This window comes from Hymenobacter agri (genome assembly GCF_054778495.1).
This window is the reverse complement of record NZ_BAAGZM010000550.1, coordinates 1-2,878: the sequence shown is the minus strand read 5'-3', so window position 1 is coordinate 2,878 and position 2,878 is coordinate 1. Positions and strand designations below refer to the sequence as shown.

Annotated in this window: 3 protein-coding genes; all 3 read left to right on the top strand. The window is 63.7% G+C overall.

The features are described from left to right. On the top strand, window positions 1-842 hold an 842-nt coding region (locus ACYVDE_RS19170; protein ID WP_460503147.1), incomplete at its 5' end, for an HAD-IC family P-type ATPase. A 126-nt stretch (window positions 843-968) separates the two neighbouring features. Then, window positions 969-1,529 carry a potassium-transporting ATPase subunit C gene (gene kdpC, locus ACYVDE_RS19165; RefSeq protein ID WP_460503146.1) on the top strand — a complete coding sequence of 187 codons (561 nt, stop codon included), beginning with the start codon at window positions 969-971 and terminating at the stop codon, window positions 1,527-1,529. Window positions 1,530-1,627: 98 nt separating this feature from the next. Beyond that, a complete protein-coding gene (locus ACYVDE_RS19160; protein WP_460503145.1) occupies window positions 1,628-2,767 on the top strand; it encodes a porin in 1,140 nt (379 codons plus the stop codon). Window positions 2,768-2,878: the final 111 nt, after the last annotated feature.

Below are 2,878 nucleotides of genomic sequence, written 5' to 3'. Positions count from 1 at the left end.
TGCGCCGCCTGGCCGAAGCCGCCGGCCAAACCTACCCCGGCGAAGTGGCCGAGCGGGTGCAGACCGTGGCCAAAAACGGCGGCACCCCGCTGGTGCTGAGCGAAAACGACCGGGTGCTGGGCGTGGTCGAGCTGCAGGACATCATCAAGCCCGGCATCCAGGAGCGGTTTGCGCGCCTGCGGGCCATGGGCATCAAAACGGTGATGGTGACCGGCGACAACCCGCTCACCGCCAAATTCATCGCCGAAAAAGCCGGCGTCGACGACTTCATCGCCGAGGCCAAGCCGGAGGACAAGATGCAGTACATCCGCGCCGAGCAGCAGCAGGGCAAGCTGGTGGCCATGATGGGCGACGGCACCAACGACGCCCCCGCCCTGGCCCAGGCCGACGTGGGAGTAGCCATGAACTCGGGCACGCAAGCCGCCAAGGAAGCTGGCAACATGGTCGACCTCGACAACGACCCCACCAAGCTCATCGAGGTGGTTGAAATCGGCAAGCAGTTGCTCATGACGCGCGGCACGTTGACGACCTTCTCGATTGCCAACGACGTGGCCAAATACTTCGCCATCGTGCCCGCGCTGTTCATGGTGGCCATCCCGGCCCTGGGCGCGCTCAACATCATGGGCCTGAAGTCGCCGCAGTCGGCCATTCTCTCGGCCGTGATTTTCAACGCCATCATCATCCCGGCCCTGGTGCCGCTGGCGCTGAAAGGCGTGGCCTACAAGCCGGTGGGGGCCTCGGCGCTGCTGCGCCGCAATTTGCTGATTTATGGCCTGGGTGGGGTGGTGGTGCCCTTTATCGGGATTAAGATTCTTGACCTGATTGTAGGGGCGTTTTTGTAAACCCGACTGTCATCCTGAGCGCAGCGAAGGACCTTATCACGGCTGCATTTATTCCCTTCTTTTTCTGAGTAGCGCGAACATGATAAGGTCCTTCGCTACGCTCAGGATGACAAAAGATTAAACTCCATGAAATCTCAACTCATTTCCGCCCTTCGCCTCACCCTGGTTATGCTGGTGCTGTGCTGCGTGCTCTATCCGGCCCTGATTACCGCCGCCGCCCAGCTCGCGCCCGGCCACGGCGAGGGCGAGCAAATCGTGAAAAATGGCCGCGTGGTGGGCTTCGCCAACGTGGGCCAGAAGTTCGATAAGCCAGAATACTTCAATTCGCGCCCCTCGGCCGCCAACTACCACGCCGACGCCAGCGCCGGTTCGAACAAAGGCCCGAGCAACCCCGAATACCTGGCCACCGTGAAGGCCCGCCTTGACACTTTCCTGCTGCAAAACCCTGGAGTGCGCGCCGCTGACGTGCCGGCCGAACTGATTACGGCCAGCGGCTCGGGCCTCGACCCGCACCTCTCGCCAGCCGGCGCGCTGGTGCAGGTGGCCCGCGTGGCTGCCGCCCGCAAATTGGATGCCGCCCGCCTGACGGCGCTGGTGCGCGAGCAGACTGAAAATAACCCCATCGGTCCTGACCGCGTGAACGTGCTGAAGCTGAACCTGGCGCTCGATGCCTTGGCCGGCAAGTAACGGCCGGGGGTAACCCAACGATATAGCGACTACGCTGCTGCGGCTTGCGTACCCCTTTTTTTATTCTTTTGGCCGCGCCCCGTGCCGGCCAGCTTTCCATGAAAAACCTACTCATTCCTGCGCTCGTGGCTATTAGCACGAGTGCTGCCCTGGCCCAAACGGCCCCCACCACCCCCGACCCGGCCTTGGCCGTGCCGCCGCCCGCGGCCCCGGCCCCGCCTGCCCCCGCACCCAGCCCGCTCACCACTTACGGCTTCGTGGATGCCTACTACGGCTACGATTTCGACCACGCCAACGGCAACGACCGGCAGCCCTTTCTCTACTCGCACGGCCGCCAGAACGAGTTCACCATCAACCAGGCCCTCATCGGGCTGCGCTACGACGACGGCAAGGTGCGCGGCGCCCTGGGCCTGCACGCCGGTACCTACGTGAGCGCCAACTACGCGGCCGAAGACCCCGTGCTCAAGCACGTGTACGAAGCCTACGCGGGCTTTCGGCCCTTCGCCAAAGCCTGGCTCGATATGGGCATTTTTGCCTCGCACATCGGGTTCGAGTCGGCCATTTCGAAGGATAACTGGACGCTGACCCGCTCCCTGATGGCTGAAAACTCGCCCTACTACGAGAGCGGCGCGCGCTTCACCTACGAAGTGGGCCCCAAGCTGACGCTGACCGGGCTGGTGCTGAATGGCTGGCAGAACATCCGCGAAACCAACCAGGCCAAAGCCCTCGGCACCCAGATTCAATGGAAGCCGTCGGACAAAATCCTCATCAACAGCAGCACCTTCTACGGCAACGAGCAGCCGCAGGACTCGCTGGTGCGCCGGCGCTTTTTCCACGACTTCTACCTCACCTACGCCGCCTCCGAGCGCACCAGCCTGGCGGTGGTGTTCGACGTGGGCAAGCAGCGCGGCGTGGGCAGCGAAAAGTACGATACCTGGCATACCGGCGCGCTTTTCATCAAGCAGAAACTGGCCGATAAGCTCTCGGCCACGCTGCGCGGCGAGTACTACTACGCCGAGCGCGGCGTCATCATCCGCAGCATCATGCCGCGGGCGCTGGACCAGGATTTCCGCGTAGCCGGCGGTTCGCTCAACCTCGACTACCTGCCCGTGACCAATGTGGCCTTCCGCGTGGAAGGGCGCTACCTGAACGGGATGCGCGGCGTATTTGCCCGCGCCGACAACGCCGATAACCGCAGCTACGGCAACGTGACCACGAGCATTGCGCTGTCGTTTTAATAGTTGACTAAACCCAACGCGTCGGGCCGCGTCCGGCCCGACGCTCTTTTCCACCGCCCGCTATGGCCACCAATGCCCCCGCCCTTGCGCCCACCCCGCCGCCGACGGCCC